Genomic DNA, 17903 nt, shown 5'->3' on the forward strand with positions numbered 1-17903 from the left:
ACGTTGTTTACGTTTTTGATGATGATATTTTGGATCTCGCTGATGTTGTTGATCACCCCAATCCCTCTGACTACGTAGGCCTGGTTGTTTTTTTCGATCACATCGCCGCCCACATTGATATTGCTGCGGTTGATGGCAGTGTAAACATCTAATGAGGTTAGGCCATATTTTTGAAGTAGGGAAGGGTTTACGCTTATCTCAAAATCCTTTTCTTCCCCGCCAAAACTGTTTACATCAGCAACGCCGGGAATGGCCTTAAACTGGCGGTCTAAAACCCAATCTTGTATCTCGGTCAGGTCGTGAATACTTCTAATCTTGCTTCTCAGCGTGTAACGGAAAATTTCACCGGTTGGGCCGTACGGCGGTTCTACTTCCGGTTTTACGCCATCAGGCAAATCGGCATTCAGCAACCGGCTTAAAACCTGCTGGCGGGCAAAGGCATCATCCACATCGTCATCAAAAATTATGCGGACGTAAGACAAGCCGAAAGAAGATGTGGTGCGCAGGTTGGATTTTTTTTGGACCGAATTCAGCACCGTTTCCATCGGGATGGTGATCATCCTTTCCACCTCTTCTGCACTACGGCCGGGCCATTGCGCAATAATGATGATCTGGGTATTGGTTACATCCGGGAAAGTTTCGATCGGTGTATTCAGATAGCTCCAAACGCCAAGCAGGGCAAGTACCCCCGTTAAAAAGAACACTAAAAAACGGTGCCTTAACGAGAAGTAAATTATATTTTTAATGAAACTGTTCATTGTTGGTTATGAGTTAAAATCGTTCTCTTTTTTGAAAATGGTTTCATTGCAACTTGTCTTGCAATTACTTAAGCCTGGTTAAATTTTGTCTTGTTTGTTTCCGATGCTTCTTTTAGCACCTAAATTTTGAAATCCCGGTGCTTTGTTCTACCTGTGCCATTTATGGAAACCAATTTTATAGGCATAAAAGAAGCATGTTGGTTTTAGGGCAGAAATTTAAACAGGCCCTTGCTAAAGCTTTTATTCTTCGGTCAGCGCGTCGTACAACAACAATTGGTTTTTGGAAACCAGCATTTCGCCGGCTTTCAATCCTGATGACAGGTAGCTCACGTTATCTACTGTTTTTATCACATTAACTTCGCGCACCTCTAATTCGCACTTGCTTTTGTACACCACCACAAAGTTTTTGCTGTCGTTAAAAATAATGGCAGAAGCAGGCACGGTTACCGATCGCGTTTGCTCGCTGTTGGTGATGATAACTGAAGTAAACATTTCCGGTTTCAGCAGCATATTGGGGTTAGGCAAAGTGATTTTTACTTTCATCACTTTGTTGTCCGGGTCCAGCACTGAACTTACTTCGTTTACTTTGCCCGGAAAAATTTTGCCCGGATAAGCAAGCGTAGATACTTTGGCTGCATAACCTTGTTTTACTTTAGAAATATCGCTCTCAAAAACGTTGGCCCAGATCCAAACATCTTTCATATCCGAAATGGTGAACATGCTGGCTGCATTGTCCTGCCGGATAAAACTTCCAGGCGTAACAGTTTTTTCTACAATATAACCGCCTTCTGATGCTTTGATTACATATTGGCCGCTTGCGCTCGTGTTGCCACGGCCGTTAATAGAAAGCTGTTCCTGGATTTTCGTGCTGGCGGCTTGCGCTTTGTTGTAGTTTTCTTTGGCTTCGGTATAATCGCGCTCGCTGGAAATACCGTTTTTATACAAGTATTCTGTTTGCGCTAACTGGCGTTTGGCAATAGCCAGGTCAGAATTTGTGGCCGATAAATCGGTATAGCTGCCTGCCACGTCCGCACTTCGCAGCACGGCCAAAACCTGGCCTTTGCTTACTTTATCGCCCAAAGAAACCCTCACATCGGTAACTTGCCCGCTGGAAAAAGGATAAACTTTGACCACGCGGTTTTCATCAAAAGAAACCTCTCCAGACAGTGTCAGCTCATCTTGCATATTGGTTGTTTTAACCGTATCAATACTGATGATCTTGGCCAAAGAATCGGTGATGCAAACCGCTTTTTTTTGTGCCACTTCTTCTTTTTTATGTTCGCAGGAAGTTAAAAACACCAATACGGAAAAACCGGCTATTAATTCTCTTTTCATTTTTTATAGAGTAGGGTTATTTTTTTAAGGGTTGATTACGGTAGAGCCAACATTAAAGTTAAGGTCGGCGATGGCTTTTTGCAGGTTGTATTCCTGCTGGATCACTTTCAGTTTGGTGTCTTTGTACGATTCAAAAAAATCAACAAATTCAACCAAACCCATTTGTCTCGAACGGTAAGCCTGAACCACGTTTCCAAACAACTTATCGTAAGTGTTATAAAACTCTAAATTGTTTTTTGAGAACAATTGCAAGCTTAAATTATATTGTTCTACAGCCGTTACCACATCATTGCGTACTTGCAGATCGCTGTTTTTAAGCACGTTTTCCTGGTTTTGGATATTAAATTTTGCCGATTTGATGTTGCCCTGGTTGCGGTTGAAAAACGGCAGCGGCAGGCTAATGGCCAAACCATAATAATTGGGCACGTAGTTACTGGCGCGGTCATAATCCACACCAACAGAAATATCAGGCACGGCAAGTGCTTTTTGGTACGATAAATTATGGCCGGCCTGTGCCAAAGCAAATTTGCTGGCCTGGTAATCGCCGCGGTTTGCCCTGGCCGTATCAATCAAAGCATTGATGTTTAACGAAACAGGGTTGGTGGTTGGCGTGCTGATATCCGGTACAATAAACGTGGTTTCCTTAACCACCAGCAAGGTTTTCAAGTCGTTCTCCAGTTCGTTGATTTGGCGTACATTCTCCACCAAATCATTTTCCAAACCAAAAGCAACAGCTTGAAGGCGAACCACATCCCGCAAAGAGGAATTACCAACGCTGTATTGTGTACTGATAGCTTTGACCAAATTATTGGAAGAAGCGATCTCGTACTGAAAGATACGGTTTTGTTCGATCAGGTTATGCAATTGTGCAAAATCAACCTGCATGTTGTAGCGCAGGTTGCGCAGCAAATCATTAAACTGGGCTTGCTGGATACTGGCATCGTCTTGCGCAACTTTTATTTGCTTGCCCCTTTTGCCTGCCGTTAAAAATACCTGGCTGATTTGTGCAAAAAGCTGTCCGTTGCCGTTAGAGTGGTTAAAAAAACCCAAGTCTCTTGAGTAAAGGTTCTGGTCGGTGCTTAAAGCCGGATTGTCCCAAAGCCGGGCCTGCTGGATCAGTGCTTTGCTGGCATCAACATTGTACCGCTGCGCAATCAGGCTGAAGTTGTTTACCAGGAACCTTTTTTCGGCATCCTGAAATTTTAGGGTTAAAGTGTCAGTTTGGTTTTGGGCATAAAGTGCTGCAGATAATGCCATAGCGGCAACTAAACTAACAGCATATTTTAGTTTGAACATATTATGTAACTCAGCGTGTTTTTAGTTAAAGTTTCGATTGATTTTCTTTCTACGTAAAAAGAATACGGCCAGTCTTGATATTACTGTAAAATATCAGTTAGCATGGCATCTTGCCCGAATGCTTCTTTTAGCAGCATAAAATTAGCATTCACAATTTTGTGTATTATTACGGCGAAAGTAGATATTATTCTAATTTTCAATTGCAACTTTATTGTTATTTACCTGTTAAAAACATCATGTTATTGTAAGCAAACGGTAAATTACGTTTACAATTGGTTTAAATATCTGTATTATATCAATAACCCAAAAATATTATGGCAAAAAAAGCAGTTTCCGCAACAGATAAAGCAATAACCAAGGATGCTTCCACCAGACAAAAAAAAGTACCGGCTACTAAAAAAGATGTGGTAAAAGAAGCATCGGCAGAAAGTAAAAAACCAGAAATTGTGGTTTCGGAAACCGGGTTTGCCAAAACAGAAACCAGCCAAACCATCAGCTTAAACCCGGTTGAAGTTTACAGCCGTTTTACCGATTTTGATATTAGTTTGTTTAAAGGCGGCAAGCATTACCGTTTGTACGAACTGTTTGGTTCGCACACGATGGAATATAAAGGTGTAACCGGAACATATTTTGCCGTTTGGGCGCCCAATGCAGAAAAAGTTGCCGTTATGGGCGATTTTAACGGTTGGGATAAACACAGCCATCCGCTTTTTGTGCGCTGGGATGGTTCCGGTATTTGGGAAGGTTTTATCCCGCACGTAGGCGATGGCGCAATTTATAAATATGCCATCCGCTCTTTTTATGGCGAAGAACTGGAAAAAGGCGATCCGTTTGCGTTGCGCTGGGAAGAACCGCCGCGCACCGCTTCCATTGTAACGCACACTTATTTTGAATGGCAGGATGCCGCTTGGATGAAAACGCGCCATCAGCATAACGCTTTAACTAGCCCATACTCCGTTTACGAGGTGCATTTTGGTTCCTGGGCGCGCAGCCCGGAAAACCCTGAACAATTTTTAGGTTACCGGGAAATGGCCGATGTGCTAGTGAAATATGTAAAAGACATGGGTTTTACCCATGTAGAGTTTATGCCGCTGGCCGAGCATCCGTATTATCCAAGCTGGGGCTATCAAATTACCGGTTATTTTGCGGCCAGTACGCGTTATGGTTCCCCGCAGGATTTGATGTTTTTGGTTGATCAATTTCACGAAGCCGGGATTGGTGTGATAATGGATTGGGTGCCTTCGCATTTTCCGGGCGATGCACACGGCCTTTTCCGTTTTGATGGCACCAGTTTGTACGAGCATGAGGATCCGCGTAAAGGATTCCATCCCGACTGGAAATCCTACATTTTTAATTACGGCCGCAATGAGGTTAAATCTTTTTTAATCAGCAACGCCTTGTTTTGGCTGGATCGTTATCATATTGATGGCTTGCGGGTTGATGCCGTAGCTTCCATGTTGTACTTAGATTATTCGCGCGAGGCAGGAGAGTGGGAGCCAAACATTTACGGCGGCAACGAAAACCTGGAAGCCATCCAGTTTTTGCGCGAATTTAACGAAGCTGTTTACGGTAATTATGCCGATGTGCAGACCATTGCCGAAGAATCTACTTCTTTCCCCGGTGTTAGCAAACCAACTTATTTGGGCGGCTTGGGTTTTGGTATGAAGTGGATGATGGGCTGGATGCACGATACCATCAAATATTTTCAGGAAGACCCGATCAACCGGAAATACCATCACCAGCAAATCACTTTCAGCTTGCTGTATGCTTTTACCGAAAACTTTATGCTGCCGCTTTCGCACGATGAAATTGTGTACGGTAAGCATTCCATGATCAATAAAATGCCGGGCGACGAATGGCAGAAATATGCCAATTTACGCGCTTTGTACAGCTACATGTTCACGCATCCGGGAGCAAAACTGCTCTTTATGGGCGATGAGTTTGCGCAATCAGCAGAATGGGCTTTTGGCAAATCGTTGGACTGGCATTTGCTGCAATACCGGCCGCACAAAGGCATGCAGGATTTGGTGAAAGCGTTGAACCAACTGTACAAAACCGAACCGGCTTTGTACGAAAAAGCTTTTACGGACGAAGGTTTTGAGTGGATTGATGACGGCAACGCTACGGACTCTGTGCTGCTTTACATTCGAAAAGGGAACGACCAAAAAGATGATTTGGTTGTGGCTTTAAATTTAACGCCGGTTGTACGCACCGGTTTTCGTATCGGCGTGCCTACCGCCGGAACGTGGAAAGAAATTTTTAATTCCGACGATTTGGATTTTTGGGGAAGCGGGATCATCAACCCGGAACCTTTAAGATCGGAAGACGTTGCCTGGAATTATCGAAACCAATCGGTGCAATTAACCTTGCCGCCTTTAAGCGTTTCGGTACTTAAAAAGGTGTGATAAAAACAGCATGGTTAAAATTGCAAAAAGCCGGCTTAGCAAGCCGGCTTTTTGTTAATACTTCTTTTATCTGGTAAAAAAGTTGGAAAGGTAAAAGGTATCAAATTATAATTCCCCTTTTGATGGGATCAGACTTGTTTTTTGTTAAACACAAAACCTTAAACTTCCATAATGCTTTTTTTATCGTATAAATTACCAGGTTAACAATATTTTTTTAACCTGTTTTTTCAAAAGCGATGCTTCTTTTAACACCTAAAAATTAGTGTAGGTTACAATTTGCCTACCACTTCTGCAATATCAACCAATTTGTTGGAGTAGCCCCACTCGTTATCGTACCAGGCCACCACTTTTACAAACTTATCGTTTAAAGCGATACCGGCGCCGGCATCAAAAATACAAGTACGTGGGTCGCCCAAAAAATCCTGAGAAACCACATCATCTTCTGTATAACCCATGATGCCTTTCAATTCGCCTTCCGAAGCTTCTTTCATGGCATTTTTGATGTCTTCGTACGAAGCTGGGTTTGTAAGTTTAACAGTTAAATCAACCACAGAAACATCAGGGACCGGAACCCGAAAAGACATACCGGTCAGTTTCCCTTTTAAAGCAGGGATTACCAACGTAACCGCTTTGGCAGCACCGGTTGATGACGGGATAATATTTTGTGAAGCGCCGCGGCCGCCCCTCCAGTCTTTGTGCGACGGGCCGTCAACCGTTTTTTGTGTTGCTGTGGTAGCGTGTACCGTGCTCATCAAACCTTCTTCGATACCAAATTTATCGTTCAGTACTTTGGCCAAAGGGGCCAGGCAATTGGTGGTACAGCTTGCGTTGGAAATAATGGTTTGGTCGGCTTTTAATTCTTTATCGTTCACGCCCATTACAAAAGTAGGCGTATCATCTTTTGCCGGGGCAGACATCACTACTTTTTTTGCGCCTGCATCAATATGTTTTTGGGCAAGTTCTTTGGTCAAAAACAAACCGGTTGATTCGATAATCACTTCGGCACCAACTTCGCCCCATTTCAGGTTGGCCGGGTCTTTTTCGGCGGTAACGCGGATGGTTTTGCCATCCACAACCAAATGTCCTTCTTTAACTTCGATGGTGCCGTTAAATTCGCCGTGGGTAGAATCGTATTTCAACATGTAGGCCATGTATTCCGGGTCTACCAAATCATTGATCCCAACGATTTCAATTTCCGGCCGGGTAATGGCAGCGCGGAAAGCCAAACGGCCGATACGGCCAAAGCCGTTGATTCCTATTTTCATAATTTTAATTTTTATTAAGATGTGTTAACAAGTTGTTGATAGGCTCTTTAATAATATTTGCGATGTAAATGTTTTGCTCTGAGGCAGTTTGATGTAAATATTCCTGATAAGTGGCCGCAATGGTGCCCACAAAATAAACAGGCGTTCCGGGGTTTTCCTGTAATAAAGGAACAGTGTACAACGATAAAAATTTGCGAAAACCTGTTTTTACCAGTTCGGCAATATACGGGTCTTTCATATTGTCTTTTGCAAAACCACGGAAAGAACTTAAAAATACGGCAGGCTGCGGCTGTTTGTACACTTTGTCCAGGATTTGTTTCCGGTCGAAATCAAACTTATCGGTAAATTTCTTTTCGAGTTCTTCCGACAGCGTTTGGTTTAGGTAAGCTTTCACAATTTTCGTTCCGATCCAGTTGGCCGAACCTTCATCTGCCAAAACATAACCTAAACCGAAATGATTAGGTTTGATTTTTTTGCCATCAAAATAAGCCGCGTTAGAACCGCTGCCGAGGATGCAAACAATACCGGGTTTGTCCTGACAGGTTGCCAGTGCCGCCGCGTAGATATCGTCTTTTACAATTACTTTTCCAAACCGAAAAAATTGCGAAAAAGCATTATAAACAATTTGTTTGTGTTTGGGCGAAGCGATGCCTGGTCCAAAGAAATAAATTTTTTTGATCTCTTCAGCATGGTGGATCAGGTGGATATTTTTGTTGAGTAAAAACAGTATGCTTTTTTCGTCACTGGCAAAAGGGCTGATGCCGTTTGTTTTGAAAGACCGGACAACATGTTGCTTTTGTGCCAGTTTCCAGTTTGCAAAATTAGAACCGCTATATACCACTGCAACCATACGGGATCAGATAGATAAAATATCAACCATGTCCAGCAAGTCCTGCTCCAGCTTAAACTCATGGTGCGAAATTGCTTCGTCCAGTTCGGCCAGTTGTATCGTGTTGCCTTTTAAACCAACCATTTTGCGCGTTTCGCCATCAATTAAAGCCCTTACCGCTGCATAGCCTAAACGACTGCCCAGCACACGGTCAAAACTGCTTGGGCTGCCGCCACGTTGCAAATGGCCCAAAATAGTTACTTTCACATCATAAGAAGGCACATGCTCTTTCACCCTTTTTGCAATGTCATAAGCGCCGCCGTTTTTATCGCCTTCGGCAACAATTACAATGCTGGACGTTTTTTTGTTACTGCCCGATTTCAGGTTTTCGATCAGTTCTTCAATCGCGGTTTCTTTTTCGGGCAACAAAATTGCTTCGGCACCACCCGCAATACCGGCACGCAAGGCAATACAGCCCGAATCGCGGCCCATCACTTCGATAAAAAACAAACGGTCGTGTGCATCGGCGGTATCGCGGATTTTATCCAATGCTTCAACAACGGTATTGGTAGCGGTATCAAAGCCTAATGTAAAATCAGAGCCGTACAAATCGTTGTCAATCGTTCCGGGAATGCCGATCACCGGGATATCGTAAATCCGCGAAAAACGTTCGGCCCCGGTAAAAGTACCGTCGCCCCCAATTACGATCAACCCGTCAACATCGCGGTTTTTTAAATTTTTGTATGCTTTTTCTAAGCCGCTTTCTTCTTTAAATTCCATACAACGGGCTGTTTTCAGGATCGTGCCACCCAAATGCAGAATATTGCTCACCGAACGCTCGTTCATATCATACATATTGTTGTTGATCAAACCCTGATAGCCTTGCTTCACGCCCACCACCTGCAGGCCGAAGTAGATACCTGTTCGTACAACCGCACGGATGCAGGGGTTCATCCCCGGTGCGTCCCCACCCGAAGTCAGTACGGCAATTTTGTTTACTTTAGACATTTTAAACCAACTCCTTGTAGCGCGAAGATAAGGTGTAATCTTTACACTAAGTAATATATTATTTATTAAATTTGAAAACACATTCGTAAGCCTGTAAAACAATTAATTTGGAAACATTACTGCCAAAATTTGATTCGGTATTCTCGGTGGATTGTGTCATCTTCGGGTTTCAGGCAAATGAACTAAAAATTTTGCTCATCGAACGCAACCAGGAACCTTACAAAGGCCGAAACGCGCTGCCTGGCTACATTGTTAAAGATGACGAAAGCATTGACGATGCTGCCGAACGTATTTTGTACGAACTGACTGGCCTGCGCGGCCTGCATATGGAACAGTTCCATACTTTTGGCGATGTGGACAGGCACCCGCAAGGCCGCGTAATTACGGTTGCTTATTATGCCTTGATTCGGATTGACGGGCACAACGAAGTAAAACCGGTTACCAATTTTGCCCGCAGCGCGTTTTGGCACCCGGTAAATAAGTTGGACAAACTGCCTTACGACCACAGTAAAATATTTGAAACCGGTTTCCAAAAGATACGCCGCCGGTTAAGTTACCAGCCCATCGCTTTTGAGCTGCTGCCCGAAAAATTTACCTTAACCCAACTGCAAACGCTTTACGAAGCAATCCTGAACAAGAAGCTGGACAAGCGCAACTTCCGCAAAAAAATGCTGAGCTACGGGTTTTTGAAAGAACTGGACGAAAAGCAAAAAGGCGTTTCGTATCGCGCCGCAACTTTGTACCGTTTTGACCGGCGGAAATACAACAAGATTTTTCAGAACGAATTGAACATTAATGGCTGATGCTTCTTTTACCGGCATAAATTTAGTGTGCTAAAAGAAGCATCAGGCTGAAATATAAAAACCTGCTTTAATTTATTTAAAGCAGGTTTCTTGTTTTGAAGGAAAATCTTATTTTGCTGATAAAGGCGAAAGTTCCAAATGGTATTTCACCAAATCATCTATTGGCGAACGGATGATACGGCCAAAAGGCATCCCGTATTCTTTAGCGGTTTCTTCCAAAACATTGCGAAAATTATAACCGACAGAACCAATACAGTTAAAAGAGTAATTTTTATAATCCGGGTAATGGCTTACCAGGTTGCGGAAAAAATCATCAAACGAAGTTTTGACCAAATTGCGCGAGTAGGCAATGTTGGCCGTATTGTCGTACACAAACTTGCTGAAGCTGGCGCAAAAACGGTTGGGCAAAGGCTTGGTATAAACAGTGTCAATAATATCATCGGGCGTTAACTGGAAAGTTTCCCAAAAAACGTCTTTCACTTCCTGCGGCATATAGCCACGCACATAATCCGAAAGCAGTTTTTTGCCGATATAGCAACCACTGCCTTCATCGCCCAAAATATAAGCCAAAGAATTGATTTTGAAAGTGATGTCTTTCCCGTCGTACAAACAGGAGTTGGTTCCGGTGCCTAAAATAGCCGCAAAGCCAGAATTAACGCCCAGCAAAGCGCGGGCAGCAGCCATCAAATCATGGCCAACAAATACTTTTGAAGACTTAAAAACCACCTTTATCGCATCTTCCACAATCTTAACCTTGTCTGCTACATCGCAACCGGCACCGTAGTAGTACAATTCGGTAATGTCGTCCTTTTTTAAATCGGAGGGAAGGTTCTCATTCAGCGAATTAATAATGTAGGCCGTATCAGAAAAAAAAGGATTATAACCTTCGGTGTTGAAATATACTTTTTTTCCGAATTCATTGATCAGGCACCAATTGGTTTTTGTGGAACCGCCATCCGCTATAATAATCATATCAATTAAACTTTTGTGTTAGGGTTTAAAAGTACAATAATAAATAATAAAGCTTATTTGGCTAAATAAAAAAATCCTGTTGTTTTATCAGCAACAGGATTTTTCAGGAAGGAATAAACCGGTAACAAATTTAGCCTGCCGTTTGTGGTTTTGGCGATGCTTCTTTTGCCCTATAAAAATCAAGCACCAACTGGTCTATGTTGCCGTAGCGGTATTTTTTATTCTTTATTTTTTCTACAATTTCGGGCTGGCTGGCCATAATTTCGCTCATAATTTCCACAAAATTATCTTTGCGCAGTTCGGTCAAACTGTTCGGGTCATCGCCGTAATAATAAACGGGTTTGCTTTTTCCGCCGCCACCGCCCAGGTTAATGCCCAAACCGCCACCAATGCCGCTGCCAAAACTGCCGCCGCCAATACCCAAACTTGGCCTGATGCCGGGCGACATGCCACGGCCTCCAGGTGCGCCGCCGGTTGTGGCGTACAGTTTCGTCGGTTCGTTTACCAAAACTTTTACAAAATCAATGCTTCTGCCAGTCCAAACACCTGTCCGTGGCGCATGTGCAACCGTAAAACTGTCTCTTCCGGCAACAAAAGAGTGCACCATCGAAGCGGTTAACTTCTCTTTTTCTTCGCCTTTGTCTTTTCTAAACAAAATAAAACCTTCGCTGTCTTGCGGGCTTCTTCCCGACGGGCTAACAACAATTTGTCCGGGTACTTTTTTGCCGTTGGCATCATAAAAATAACCGTCGTCCCATTGGTTCAAACCCAATTGTGCCGAAGCTGAAAGGGCAGTCAGCAAAAACAAGCCTGTTAAAAAAGGTAAGCGCATTGTGTGTAATTTAATTTCAGGAATAACCATGATTTTTTGCTTTTATTATGCTTGCTCAGACTGTTGTTTTTGTAAAACGTTTATGGCAGTTTAAAATTTTTGTTTTTTGGGGAAAGGATTGCTTTGAATTGCCTTTATTTTGCACCAAAATTAAAATCAGGATGACTGTTGATTTAAGAAGCGATACCGTAACCAAACCCACGCCAGGAATGTTGGAAGCGATGTGGAGCGCCAAAGTAGGCGACGATGTTTACGGCGAAGACGAAACCGTGAACGCACTGGAAGCCAAAGCTGCGGCGATGTTTGGGATGGAAGCCGCCATTTTTTGCCCTTCGGGAACGATGACGAACCAGATTGCCATCAAATGTTTTACACAACCTATGGACGAACTGATTGCCGACCAAACCGCGCACGTTTACCGGTACGAAGGCGGCGGGATTGCCTTTAATTCGGCTGTTTCTACACGTTTGTTAAACGGCGAACGCGGTATTTTAACGCCGGAAATGATCGAACCGGAAATTAACGACCCAAACAATATTCATTTCCCGCACACAACTTTAGTCGTTTTAGAAAACACGGTAAACAAAGGCGGCGGCAATTGTTATCGCTTAGAACAAATCAAACCAATTGCAAATTTATGTGCTAAAAGAAGCATTAAATTACATTTAGACGGCGCACGGATTTTTAACGCTTTAACTTTCACCAAAAACAAAGCCGCGGATTACGGACAGTATTTTGACGGGATTTCCGTTTGCCTTTCCAAAGGTTTGGGCGCGCCGGTTGGTTCTGTTTTGTTGGCCGATAAAAAAAGCATTGCGCAGGCCCGCCGCATCCGCAAAGTTTTAGGCGGAGGGATGCGTCAGGCCGGTTTTTTGGCTGCCGCCGGGATTTATGCTTTGGATAATCATGTTGAACGTTTGCAGCAAGACCATGACCACGCTAAATTATTGGAAGAAACTTTATTAAACTGCAAATGGGTTACCGGTGTTTTGAAAGTAGAAACCAATCTTGTCATTTTTGATACGGTAAAAGAAGCATCCTATTATCTGCAAAAATTAGCTGAAAAAGGGATCAAAGCTTCTGCCAATGATGTGCGCCGCATCCGTTTTGTAACGCATTTGGATGTTAGTCCGGATCAAATTCAATATACAATTGAAGCTTTAAAAAGTCTAAACGAATAAGCGAAGAAAAAATGGAATATTCCAAGTTGGGAAAATCAGATTTGTTGGTCAGCAAAATTGGTTTCGGTTGCATGTCGCTTCGCGGAAATACTGATGACAATAAAACTTTGCTAAACAAAGCATTGCAATTGGGCATCAATTATTTTGATACGGCCGATTTGTATGAAGACGGCGAAAACGAATCCAAAATTGGAACTTTGCTTAAACCCAACCGAAAAGATATTGTATTGGCCACCAAAGTTGGAAACCAAAAACAAGCCGATGGCAGCACAACTTGGAACGCAAGTAAAGCTTACATTTTGCAAGCTGCGAATAAAAGTTTAAAGCGTTTGCAAACCGACTACATTGATTTATACCAATTGCACGGTGGAACAATTGAAGATAATATTGACGAAACGATTGAAGCTTTTGAATTGTTGAAACAGCAAGGCAAAATAAGATATTATGGTAATTCTTCCATCCGGCCAAATGTAATCCGCGAAATTGTTGGCAAATCAAATATTACAAGTGTGATGATGCAATACAGTTTGTTGGACAGACGGCCGGAAGAAACTTGTTTTGAGCTGCTCGAAAAAAACCAAATCAGCGTGGTAACCCGCGGCAGCGTTGCGCAAGGTTTATTGGTTGATAAACCTGCAAAACCGTATTTAAACTTCACTGAAAAAGAGGTGGTAAAAACAGTATTGGCCATTCAACAAATTGCTGGCAAAACCAAAAGTAAAGCACAAGTTGCGTTGCAATTTGCTTTGGCACCAAAAGTTGTTGCCAGTGCGGTAATTGGAATCAGGACGGTTGCACAATTGGAAGATGTGGTTGCAACTTTGAATGTTCCGCAACTTAAACCAGGTGAATTGGATTATTTAAAAAATGCAATTGAACCAAATAAATATGAACAGCATCGGTAGCTTGATACTGTTTTTACCGGCATAATTTTGATATTCAAATTTTCTGTTCTTGCAATTGTCCAATGGTGATTAAAGTAATTGTATGAAATTTAACCAGCAAACAACTTTAGATACTTTTTTAAATATTTTGTTTGAACGTTATCAGTCAAAAGTTCCGGCGGTAAACCAAATTACGGAAGCTTTGATTAAACGGGGCGTGGTTAATTCTCAGCAGGAAATTGTAAACGATCATATCGCTTTTCGCACGTTGCGTGTCCCACATTTGGGCATTGCTTCTTTCGAAAAAATATTTTTGCACCACGGTTACCAAAAGCGCGATTATTATTATTTTGAAGGAAAGAAACTGAATGCTTATTGGTATGCGCCGCCTTCTCCAACTTATCCGCGCATTTTTATTAGTGAATTAATTGTTGATGAACTTTCCACTCATGCACAAGAAACAATTTATCGTTACACCAATGAAATAAATTTTGATCCTGCCGATCAGTTGGATTTAAATAACGGGCAAGAAATTGGCGAGTTTTTCCACCAATCTTTGTGGACATTGCCAACTAAGCAGGATTATTTAACCTTGTTGGAAGAAAGCGAATATGCGGCCTGGGTAATTTACAACCGCTATTATCTAAACCATTACACCATCAGCGTACATGCTTTAAAAACAGGCTACAATACAATTTTGGAATTTGATAATTTTGTGGAAGGCTTAGGCATCAAACTCAATACTGCGGGCGGAAAAATAAAAACAAGTGCCGATGGATTGTTGCTGCAAAGCAGTACGGTAGCCGAAATGCAGGAAGCAACTTTTGCCGCCGGCGAAACTTTAAACATTGCAGGAAGTTATGTAGAATTTGCAGAGCGCAAGGTTTTGCCAGAGTTTAAAAATTTGCCGATAAAAGAAGTACAAGCTTGGCACCGCCGTGATGGTTTTGAAACCAATAATGCCGATAAGATTTTTGAGAGCACTTATATTGGGCAGGTTAAAGGTTGATGGAAAATTAACTGTTAATTGTTTCTTTATTCGTTATCAAGTTCTTTTAAAAAATCTTCCAGTGAAGTTGAATTGTTTTTTCCTTCTTCCGGTGTCATATTTTCATATTCTTCTGCCGTTTTTTTAATTTCTGAAAGTTGCTTTTGGATTTCATTTTCGTCAAAACCCATAAAAGTCATTTCGTACAAACAATGGCTGATAATTTCTAATTCGTTAAATTGATTTAAAGCGTTGCTGCTAACGGTCATTCCCAACCATTCTGTCCAGGGTACAAATTCAATAGCCAAACCTTCTGTTGGATTGTCTTTTTTTAATCCCGAAACAGCAACATAACTTTCTTCATTGGTTTCATCGTCATAACATTGCTGCAATACAATTTCAATAGCACTATCAGATGGTTCCATTTGTAGAAGAATGTCATATACTTTTTCGTATGCTGTTAAACTTTCTTTTTGGTTTGGATAAAGGCTCGTTAAAGTTATGGAAATACTTAACCAATTATTGGTTTCTATCAATTCATTAAATTGCATATAGTTTGGTTTAAATCAATGCCAAGAAATAAAAGGAGTTATTTTGTACAATTCAAAAAATATTCATCTTAATTTATTAAACGCTATCAAATAAAAAACTATACAATTTTTAACAAAAAGTCGATTGAAATATCTTCATCCATCAATAGCTAGTGTATTCCGTAGCCTAATGGAGAAATTTCAAATAGGTTTCTTTGAATTTCAGTTGCAGATTTTGTAAAAAGAAAAACAAGTATCTACTTCTCAAATCGTTTAATAAAAAAAAGCTGAAACTCTCGTTCCAGCTTTTTTTAAAAACTCAATACTCTTTTTATCCCCCTAAAAACAGTATCATCCAATCTTCCGGTCACTTCCTTGCCGTTCTACCATCCAGCCCGGATATTCTTGTGGCAAAGCACTTACTTCATCAATCTTTTTCAATTCATCTGAAGTTAAAGTAAGTTCGGTGGAATGCAAGTTGGATTTCAATTGTTCCGGGTTTTTTGCACCGATAATGGTACTGGTAACGCCCGATTGTTGCCGAACCCAAGCCAGCGCAATTTCGGCTGCTTTAACATCGTATTGCTGGCCTACTTCGTTTAGCACATCAATAATAGCGTAACCTTTTTCTTTATTTACCGGCGGGAAATCAAAACTGTCGCGACGTGAGTTGCCTGCCTTTTCAGTTTCCCTTGTATATTTTCCGGAAAGGAAACCACCAGCCAGCGGACTCCAAGGCATCACGCCAATATTTTCGGCTTTGGCTAAAGGCAAAATTTCGCGTTCAATATCTCGGCCAGAAAGCGAATAGAAGTATTGCATGCCCACAAACTTGTTCCAACCGTGTTTTTCGGCAATTCCTAAACCTTTCATCACCATCCATGCCGGCCAATTGCATACGGCTACATAACGCACTTTTCCGGAGAGTACGATGTCGTTTAGCGAACGCATAATTTCTTCAATCGGCGTTAAAGGGTCAACGCCGTGAACGTACAAAATGTCAATATGCTCCACCTGCAAACGCTGCAAACTTTCATCCACAGAAGCAAAAATATGGTAGCGCGACAAGCCCACCTGGTTTTTGCCTTCGCCCATTTTGCCACGCACTTTGGTCGCGATTACCAAATCGTTTCGGTTCAAACCTAAATCTTTAATGGCTTGGCCCAGCATTTTTTCTGATTGGCCGAACGAATAAACATTGGCGGTATCAATAAAATTGATGCCTGCATCCACCACTTGTTTCATCATATCGTTTGCCCCGGCCTGTTCCACGCCACCGATAGCCGCCCACATTCCGCCTGAACCGAAAGTCATGGTTCCAAAACAAATCTCGGAAACTAACAAACCTGTATTACTTAAAACGTTGTATTTCATAATGCTGTTTTTATCGTATAAAAGTTTAACCTGTCAATGCTTGGTTTTGTTCTGAAAAAGCTTTCGGCGGTCAGCTATCAGCTTTCGGCCATCAACGATTAACCATAATCCATTAACAATCAACTATGAACCACTAACGTTAAAACCTATCAGCAAATATTCCGTTTATTAGCATCATGCAGCAACTCCGTAAACAGTTAGATAAAATTGGCCGCGACCCGCAAATTACCGCCAAAGCCGTAGGTTTAAGATATGTAAACGATTCTTCGCCAGGTTATACCCGCGAAAAAGTAGGCGAGGAATACATTTTTAAGGATGCAAAAGGGGCAGTGGTAGAAGATGAAGAGCTGTTGGAACGTTTCCGCAAACTCATTATTCCGCCAGCTTATACCGATGTCTGGATTTGCCCTTATGAAAACGGGCATTTGCAGTTTACGGGCGTGGATGCGGCGGGGCGGAAGCAATACCGTTACCATGCCGATTGGAACAAGATCCGCAACCAATCCAAATACCACCGCATGGAAGTTTTTGCCAACCATATCCCAAAAATCCGGGAAGTGATTGACCGGGATTTGGCACGAAAAAAATTAGACAAGCAAAAAGTGTTGGCTTTGGTGGTGAGGGTGATGGAACTGACGCACATCCGCATCGGCAACGAAAACTACCGCGAATTGTACGGCTCTTATGGTTTAACTACCCTGAACGATGAACACGTAGAAATTGAAGGCGGAACCGTAAAGTTTGGTTTTAAAGGGAAAAAAGGCGTTTATCACGATTTAAAATTAGAAAGTAAAAAGTTGGCCAAGCTGATTAAACAATGCCAGGATATTCCCGGCCAAGAGTTGTTTCAGTATTATGATGAAGACGGCAACCCGCAGGATATTAAAAGCGACGATGTAAACGCCTATTTAAAAGAAATTACGGGCGAGGATTTTACGGCGAAAGATTTTAGGACCTGGAGCGGAAGCGTACATGCTTTGTATGCGTTTAAAGCAGCAGGCGGGTTTGAAACGACCACGCAATGCAAAAAAAATATCAAAAGTGTTTTGGATGACGTGGCTTTTCATTTAGGCAACACGCGTACGGTCTGTAAAAAATATTACGTGCACCCAACCTTAATTAAGAGTTATGAAGAAGGCCGGATCGAGCGTTACTTAGAACAGATCACCGAAGACAAACCACTTTCTGAACCAGGTTTGAACCAGGCCGAAAAGGTTTTGCTGGAACTGATCGGCAAAGAAAAAATTGCAGAAGCTTTGTAAGAATTTATAGGGGTAAAAACAGTATCTGTATTATTTAAGCTGAAAATAGCTTAAATAATACTTGCTGTTCTTTTGATCTTTGGCCATAAAGGGTAATTCTGTGCTTTATTTCTGCCAAACACTTTCAAAATTTAACTACTGTTGCTAATAATAAAACAATAAATGCTTTTAAGCATAGATT

General features: G+C 42.0%; 16 protein-coding genes. 6 read left to right on the plus strand and 10 right to left on the minus strand.

Annotation, left to right across the window (positions count from 1 at the left end; genetic code table 11):
* The 3 genes from Q0192_RS14070 to Q0192_RS14080 form a co-directional block, all read right to left on the minus strand.
* The coding region (locus tag Q0192_RS14070) for an efflux RND transporter permease subunit (protein ID WP_299290189.1) at window positions 1-758 on the minus strand (758 nt) is incomplete at its 3' end.
* Between the two features lie 240 nt (window positions 759-998).
* On the minus strand, window positions 999-2093 hold the full coding sequence (locus Q0192_RS14075) for an efflux RND transporter periplasmic adaptor subunit (RefSeq protein ID WP_299290191.1): 1095 nt from the start codon (window positions 2091-2093) through the stop codon (window positions 999-1001).
* Between the two features lie 24 nt (window positions 2094-2117).
* Window positions 2118-3389 carry a TolC family protein gene (locus tag Q0192_RS14080; protein ID WP_299290193.1) on the minus strand — a complete coding sequence of 424 codons (1272 nt, stop codon included), beginning with the start codon at window positions 3387-3389 and terminating at the stop codon, window positions 2118-2120.
* A 314-nt stretch (window positions 3390-3703) separates the two neighbouring features.
* On the opposite strand from Q0192_RS14080, the gene glgB reads away from it, so the two are divergent.
* Entirely contained in the window at window positions 3704-5794 is a 2091-nt protein-coding gene (gene glgB, locus Q0192_RS14085) for a 1,4-alpha-glucan branching protein GlgB (RefSeq protein ID WP_299290195.1), read from the plus strand.
* A gap of 269 nt (window positions 5795-6063) precedes the next feature.
* Here glgB and gap read toward each other — a convergent pair whose 3' ends face one another.
* Genes gap through pfkA form a run of 3 tightly spaced genes read right to left on the minus strand, consistent with a single transcriptional unit; the run spans window position 6064 to window position 8896 of the window.
* Window positions 6064-7059 carry a type I glyceraldehyde-3-phosphate dehydrogenase gene (gap, locus tag Q0192_RS14090; protein WP_299290197.1) on the minus strand — a complete coding sequence of 332 codons (996 nt, stop codon included), beginning with the start codon at window positions 7057-7059 and terminating at the stop codon, window positions 6064-6066.
* Window positions 7060-7063: 4 nt separating this feature from the next.
* Complete coding sequence (locus tag Q0192_RS14095; RefSeq protein WP_299290199.1) at window positions 7064-7909, minus strand: hypothetical protein; 846 nt, start codon at window positions 7907-7909, stop codon at window positions 7064-7066.
* A 6-nt stretch (window positions 7910-7915) separates the two neighbouring features.
* Window positions 7916-8896, minus strand: coding sequence for a 6-phosphofructokinase (gene pfkA, locus Q0192_RS14100; RefSeq protein ID WP_299290201.1), 981 nt, complete (start codon window positions 8894-8896; stop codon window positions 7916-7918).
* A 107-nt stretch (window positions 8897-9003) separates the two neighbouring features.
* On the opposite strand from pfkA, the gene Q0192_RS14105 reads away from it, so the two are divergent.
* The gene (locus tag Q0192_RS14105) at window positions 9004-9699 is read left to right on the plus strand and encodes an NUDIX domain-containing protein (protein WP_299290203.1); all 696 of its coding nucleotides are present in this window, start codon (window positions 9004-9006) and stop codon (window positions 9697-9699) included.
* Between the two features lie 108 nt (window positions 9700-9807).
* Here Q0192_RS14105 and Q0192_RS14110 read toward each other — a convergent pair whose 3' ends face one another.
* Window positions 9808-10671 (minus strand): N-acetylglucosamine kinase, encoded by an 864-nt coding sequence (locus Q0192_RS14110; RefSeq protein ID WP_299290205.1) that lies wholly within the window; start codon window positions 10669-10671, stop codon window positions 9808-9810.
* A 130-nt stretch (window positions 10672-10801) separates the two neighbouring features.
* Window positions 10802-11503: a hypothetical protein gene (locus Q0192_RS14115; RefSeq protein ID WP_299290207.1), complete on the minus strand. Its 702-nt coding sequence runs from the start codon at window positions 11501-11503 to the stop codon at window positions 10802-10804.
* Between the two features lie 161 nt (window positions 11504-11664).
* Between Q0192_RS14115 and Q0192_RS14120 the strand changes: the two genes are divergently transcribed.
* The 3 genes from Q0192_RS14120 to Q0192_RS14130 all read left to right on the plus strand — a co-directional run bounded on the left by Q0192_RS14120 (window position 11665) and on the right by Q0192_RS14130 (window position 14577).
* Complete coding sequence (locus tag Q0192_RS14120) at window positions 11665-12684, plus strand: GntG family PLP-dependent aldolase (protein ID WP_299290209.1); 1020 nt, start codon at window positions 11665-11667, stop codon at window positions 12682-12684.
* Window positions 12685-12695: 11 nt separating this feature from the next.
* Entirely contained in the window at window positions 12696-13589 is an 894-nt protein-coding gene (locus Q0192_RS14125) for an aldo/keto reductase (protein ID WP_299290211.1), read from the plus strand.
* 82 nt (window positions 13590-13671) lie between these two features.
* Window positions 13672-14577: a DUF1338 domain-containing protein gene (locus Q0192_RS14130; protein ID WP_299290213.1), complete on the plus strand. Its 906-nt coding sequence runs from the start codon at window positions 13672-13674 to the stop codon at window positions 14575-14577.
* Window positions 14578-14603: 26 nt separating this feature from the next.
* Here Q0192_RS14130 and Q0192_RS14135 read toward each other — a convergent pair whose 3' ends face one another.
* Window positions 14604-15107 (minus strand): DUF6557 family protein, encoded by a 504-nt coding sequence (locus Q0192_RS14135; RefSeq protein ID WP_299290215.1) that lies wholly within the window; start codon window positions 15105-15107, stop codon window positions 14604-14606.
* A gap of 330 nt (window positions 15108-15437) precedes the next feature.
* On the minus strand, window positions 15438-16460 hold the full coding sequence (locus Q0192_RS14140) for an aldo/keto reductase (RefSeq protein WP_299290217.1): 1023 nt from the start codon (window positions 16458-16460) through the stop codon (window positions 15438-15440).
* A 176-nt stretch (window positions 16461-16636) separates the two neighbouring features.
* Between Q0192_RS14140 and Q0192_RS14145 the strand changes: the two genes are divergently transcribed.
* Window positions 16637-17722, plus strand: a complete 1086-nt coding sequence (locus Q0192_RS14145) for a DNA topoisomerase IB (RefSeq protein WP_299290219.1) — start codon at window positions 16637-16639, stop codon at window positions 17720-17722.
* Window positions 17723-17903: the final 181 nt, after the last annotated feature.

It is taken from the genome of uncultured Mucilaginibacter sp., from assembly GCF_937859865.1.
In the GTDB taxonomy this organism is placed as follows: Bacteria; Bacteroidota; Bacteroidia; order Sphingobacteriales; family Sphingobacteriaceae; genus Mucilaginibacter_A.

Bases quoted from the DNA above. Each gene is read 5' to 3' on its own strand.
- Q0192_RS14145 (WP_299290219.1), top strand. From the start codon at position 16,637: ATGCAGCAACTCCGTAAACAGTTAGATAAAATTGGCCGCGACCCGCAA.
- Q0192_RS14080 (WP_299290193.1), bottom strand. From the start codon at position 3,389: ATGTTCAAACTAAAATATGCTGTTAGTTTAGTTGCCGCTATGGCATTA.
- pfkA (WP_299290201.1), bottom strand. From the start codon at position 8,896: ATGTCTAAAGTAAACAAAATTGCCGTACTGACTTCGGGTGGGGACGCA.
- Q0192_RS14130 (WP_299290213.1), top strand. From the start codon at position 13,672: ATGAAATTTAACCAGCAAACAACTTTAGATACTTTTTTAAATATTTTG.
- glgB (WP_299290195.1), top strand. From the start codon at position 3,704: ATGGCAAAAAAAGCAGTTTCCGCAACAGATAAAGCAATAACCAAGGAT.
- Q0192_RS14120 (WP_299290209.1), top strand. From the start codon at position 11,665: ATGACTGTTGATTTAAGAAGCGATACCGTAACCAAACCCACGCCAGGA.
- Q0192_RS14135 (WP_299290215.1), bottom strand. From the start codon at position 15,107: ATGCAATTTAATGAATTGATAGAAACCAATAATTGGTTAAGTATTTCC.
- Q0192_RS14075 (WP_299290191.1), bottom strand. From the start codon at position 2,093: ATGAAAAGAGAATTAATAGCCGGTTTTTCCGTATTGGTGTTTTTAACT.
- Q0192_RS14125 (WP_299290211.1), top strand. From the start codon at position 12,696: ATGGAATATTCCAAGTTGGGAAAATCAGATTTGTTGGTCAGCAAAATT.
- Q0192_RS14110 (WP_299290205.1), bottom strand. From the start codon at position 10,671: ATGATTATTATAGCGGATGGCGGTTCCACAAAAACCAATTGGTGCCTG.
- gap (WP_299290197.1), bottom strand. From the start codon at position 7,059: ATGAAAATAGGAATCAACGGCTTTGGCCGTATCGGCCGTTTGGCTTTC.
- Q0192_RS14140 (WP_299290217.1), bottom strand. From the start codon at position 16,460: ATGAAATACAACGTTTTAAGTAATACAGGTTTGTTAGTTTCCGAGATT.
- Q0192_RS14095 (WP_299290199.1), bottom strand. From the start codon at position 7,909: ATGGTTGCAGTGGTATATAGCGGTTCTAATTTTGCAAACTGGAAACTG.
- Q0192_RS14115 (WP_299290207.1), bottom strand. From the start codon at position 11,503: ATGCGCTTACCTTTTTTAACAGGCTTGTTTTTGCTGACTGCCCTTTCA.